This is a genomic window from Solibacillus sp. FSL R7-0682 (genome assembly GCF_038005985.1).
Classification (GTDB): Bacteria; Bacillota; Bacilli; order Bacillales_A; family Planococcaceae; genus Solibacillus.
In genome coordinates, this window is sequence record NZ_JBBOUI010000004.1 from 1 (window position 1) to 4,106 (window position 4,106).

Annotated in this window: 5 protein-coding genes; 2 read left to right on the forward strand and 3 right to left on the reverse strand. The window is 33.2% G+C overall.

Features of this window, described 5'->3' with window-relative positions:
• Positions 1-11: 11 nt before the first annotated feature.
• Positions 12-206, reverse strand: a complete 195-nt coding sequence (locus tag MKZ17_RS20450) for a hypothetical protein (protein WP_340725644.1) — start codon at positions 204-206, stop codon at positions 12-14.
• Positions 207-382: 176 nt separating this feature from the next.
• On the opposite strand from MKZ17_RS20450, the gene MKZ17_RS20455 reads away from it, so the two are divergent.
• The gene (locus MKZ17_RS20455) at positions 383-853 is read left to right on the forward strand and encodes a DUF3967 domain-containing protein (RefSeq protein WP_340725645.1); all 471 of its coding nucleotides are present in this window, start codon (positions 383-385) and stop codon (positions 851-853) included.
• Positions 854-903: 50 nt separating this feature from the next.
• On the opposite strand, the gene MKZ17_RS20460 is transcribed toward MKZ17_RS20455, so the two are convergent.
• Positions 904-1,074, reverse strand: coding sequence for a DUF6440 family protein (locus MKZ17_RS20460; protein ID WP_340725646.1), 171 nt, complete (start codon positions 1,072-1,074; stop codon positions 904-906).
• 175 nt (positions 1,075-1,249) lie between these two features.
• On the opposite strand from MKZ17_RS20460, the gene MKZ17_RS20465 reads away from it, so the two are divergent.
• A complete protein-coding gene (locus MKZ17_RS20465; RefSeq protein WP_340725647.1) occupies positions 1,250-1,951 on the forward strand; it encodes a geobacillin-26 family protein in 702 nt (233 codons plus the stop codon).
• A gap of 125 nt (positions 1,952-2,076) precedes the next feature.
• Here the strand turns inward: MKZ17_RS20465 and MKZ17_RS20470 are convergent, their stop codons facing one another.
• A complete protein-coding gene (locus MKZ17_RS20470) occupies positions 2,077-3,075 on the reverse strand; it encodes a protein rep (protein ID WP_340725648.1) in 999 nt (332 codons plus the stop codon).
• Between the last annotated feature and the right edge of the window lie 1,031 nt (positions 3,076-4,106).

Sequence of the window (4,106 nt, forward strand, 5' to 3'; positions counted from 1 at the left end):
CTAATAACAATTTATTCTTCGCTTTTTTCTTTTCGATCAACAACATATTCAACTTCGCTTTTCCATTCTGGAATAATCAAATTTTCTTGAGTTATTTTATATTGCATAAAATTTACCTCCCTTTTGACAAGCACGTCTCCATAAATTTTTTCAAATTCAAAACCATTTTTCCAGTAATAACTACCAAAACAAAATACAGCAAGCATAGGGAGTGTTCCCTCACTCCCTAAAAAATAAATTCGCTACGCTCCTTTATTTTTTCCATTTTCTTGAGGTGGCTCTGCCCCCTATCCCCCGATATTTCATTTACAAGCTAAAAAAATTAAGTAGCAGCAAGGTATATCGTCTTTCCATAGCGAACCATTTCTACGAGGTGAACGCGATGAAAAACGATACAAAAATCTATTCCAGTAAGGAAGTTGCACAACGTCTTTCTGTACAACCTGTCACCATTAGAAAGTACGCACAATTGCTTGAAGAAAAAGGCTTTTCTTTTTCAAAAGATGAAAAAGGGTGGCGCGAATATAGCGAAGAAAATATCCAGTTTTTAGAGTATCTCTGTAACATGAAGTCAATGGGGAAATCTTTAGAAGAATCTGCCGAACGTGTAGCGACTTTATATCGCATGAATTTGTCTATAGCGCAACCCGCTATCCCGCTACAGGAAGAAAATCTATTCGTGGAATTTATAAAAGCGCAACATGAATTTAATCAAAAACTAATGGAGCAGCTAAACAAAATCGAACAACGACAAAATGAACGGGATCAAAATTTAATGCAAGCACTTCGTGAATCTCAAGAAACAAAAAAACAGCTTATAGCTGCACATAATAAAAAATGGTGGAACTTTTGAAAAAAAAATTAAAAAGAGTAGCAAAAGCTACTCTTTTTAACGATTCAAATCTATAATTTATCTATAATTATTTTACCGTCTTTATCTAATAGCGGAGTCATCCCACTTATTCCAAAACCACTTGTAATTAAATAATTTACACCCGTTTCAGTATCAATCACAATTTTAATAATACCTCCACTAAAATGTTCTTTTGTTTTTAATATAAATCTTTTTCCCATCACACATCCACCTCTCCAATATATTGAATAGCTACTATATTAATACATAAATTCAGTTCATTAAACAAACCTCCCGAAAAATATTCAGATAATTTAAATATTATGATATACTATTAATTGGGTTTAATTTACATAAATGTAAATTAAAAATATTACCTAAAAAGGAGACGTTTTTTTGAAGAAAAAAAGCTTATTTACTGTAGTCCTATCATCATTTTTATTATTAAGTTCAACAAGTGCATTTGCTAGTAATCTATCACCAACTGTAGTTAATTCAAAGCCAGTAGTTGAACAACATTTAGAAAATCATCTATCAAATTCAGTCTCAATACTAACAAATAATGAAAGTGAAGTTATTGTAAAAGAAGTTACAGTAGATGGTATTACTATCTCAAAAAATGACAAAACAACAAACATTTTAACAATAGAAAAATATGATATTAGCGGTGAAAATTTATTATCAACCGATACTTTAAATTTAAATGAAATTCAACCAATAAACGAAATACAACCATTTGTCGATCATAGTTATCAAAATACATTTATGAATCGAGAATATGATATTTATTTCCATAGTGATAAGACTAACTGGGATATTCGCAGTACTGACCGAACAAAGTATGTTACAGAAAGTTCAACTAATAAAGATAATTTAAAAGAATTTAGAGCTGCTGTTGAAAGATTAAATAACGGTGAATTTGCTGTTATTTCAGCTGTTGGATTAGGGACTGCAACAGTAGTTTTCACAGCGTTCTTGACTGGTGGTTTAGGAACTGCCATTGCAGCTGCTGGAGCAGGTGGAGCAGTATCAGCTGCCCTATTGATTTGTAATTCAGCAATTTCGGATGCTGATTATTACTTCAATAAAGTTAAATAATTCATAGTAAATAAGAAAAAACCATGAAACGTTCATATATCAACGTTTCATGGTTTTTTCTATTGCTCATTTTTTATTTACTTATTGAAGTAATACTCCAAAGCACATTAAATTTTCCCCTGCTACTATTCTATGAAATAGTTTTGTTTTTCCCAGTTCCAAAAAGCCACTACTGAATAAGCTTTTTGTTCAACCTCATCTTTTTCATCATCGATATGTACGAGATCCCCATCTTCTGCATCATCTAAATTCAATTCCTTATGTACTTGTTTTAACAAACCACCATAAGAAATCATCCGCTTCCGATACAATCCAGTCTCTAAATCTTGTACAACCTCTAAATCTCTTTCTTGATTACCAGTTAAATAATCACAATCTTTCACGGAATACTTGGCTGTTTCTTGAATGGCACTTTGTACTCCTGGAGGCAATACTTCTGACAACTCTTTTTTCTTTTTATCACGAACTGCTTCTACATGTACAATCGGCACATAATCTAACTTCATTGCTTTTTGCCAAAATTTTGTCCATTCTTCTTGGTCCATATAATTTTCACTGTTCTTAAAATATGTACTTTCCACACACAATAAAACATGCATATGTTGATTATACGAACCATCTTTCAAATTAACGGTCACCTCTGTTGAACGCATAAATCCAACCATATTTTTTTGAACTTTTTTATACATCATTAACCGTCTAAATCCTTCAGCCATTTGTTTTAAACTTTGATCCAACTGTTCACCATCATAAACATTTTTCAAAGTTAACGTCAGAAACAACCACCGAGCTTTTGGCTTTTGCCGTATCACTTCCGTGACAACCTTCGTTGTTTGAACACTTAGTTTCATTGATTTACGCCAATTACACATTGGACATAAAGGTGACTTACAAAACCATGCTTTCGCCAGTTTCATTTCCCCCTCTGTTGTTATATCAAATTCCAATATATCGCCACACATAGAAACCCGCTTCGCCTTTTTAAATACTAAAATTTCTAGTAATTCATAATAGGCGACATTCGCAACTTTCTTGTCTCGCCAAGGACGTACTTTACCATTTTTCTTTTTATCTGATAAGACAGTTGATTTTAAATCACTAGTAATGTTATTATGCTCTTGTATATACAATATAAATAACCTCTCTTTTGAGGACAAAAATCCCCCTATGTTTTGATTAGAATTAGACACTTTAATCTTACCATAGTGGGATTATTTTGTATATTTTTCTTTCAACCACAAAAACCACCAAAAACCCTTACATATCAACAGTTTAAACGATTTTTAAAAAATGACGTTAATTCTATATAGTATCAAGATAAGAAGAACTCCAATTTGCATTCGCAAATTTCCGTTCCAAAAACAAAAAGCACCCTGCTCCCGCAGAGTGCTTTTTTAAGTTCAAAATCAAGACCTTGCCTTTTTGAAAAAAGGCAAACCCAAAAACTTTCCCACTCGCCGTTTAGGCGTCTTCCAATGCAGTGGCATTGAAAGAGAACAAGAGGGTGCAAATCGAGTTTACTGGTGCAAGGGGCAAAAAACTTTTTGCAAAGATCTCGCAAAAACTTTTTGTGCTTTTTCCCTTGCATCAGCATCAAGTTTTATTTTCTATTCTTATTTTAAACCATTCACAATCCTTAGAATCCATTTAAAGGCCTTTATAAGCTCTTTAATGCCCCTCAAAAACTTCTGCCTTAACTTAACTCTATAAATAACCTAAAACGGCTTACAGGGCATTTAAAACAGCGATAACATGCCATCTATTTTTCTAGCAACAAATAATTAAGAACAAATTTCGTTTTTGGAAAAAAGGGAGAAAGAGCATAAGGAAAAACTGATATCACTGAACATGATAGACCAGGCAAAGCCTAGTGTTAGAATGCTATCGCAAATTTTTAGGAAAAGACCCATGATGGCCCCCCGTCGATACCCCACGACGGAACCCCTTTTTTGCCCCTGCTGGTCAAAATGCGTAGCATTTATTTACCCATTTTTATACTCAACGATAGGTGAGTGTGTAAATGGGCACTACCCATCACACGCTCCAATTTTTTGGTGGGTGTATAGATGGGCACTGTCTATCAGTGACCTTTAAATTTTGAGAGAAACAAAAATAAAAAAGAGCAGCCATCAACTGCTCTTTTCTTTATTTTTTT

What these genes read in the sequence shown, in the direction of transcription:
- MKZ17_RS20455 (WP_340725645.1), top strand. Translation starts at nt 383, where the DNA reads ATGAAAAACGATACAAAAATCTATTCCAGTAAGGAAGTTGCACAACGT.
- MKZ17_RS20460 (WP_340725646.1), bottom strand. Translation starts at nt 1,074, where the DNA reads ATGGGAAAAAGATTTATATTAAAAACAAAAGAACATTTTAGTGGAGGT.
- MKZ17_RS20450 (WP_340725644.1), bottom strand. Translation starts at nt 206, where the DNA reads ATGCTTGCTGTATTTTGTTTTGGTAGTTATTACTGGAAAAATGGTTTT.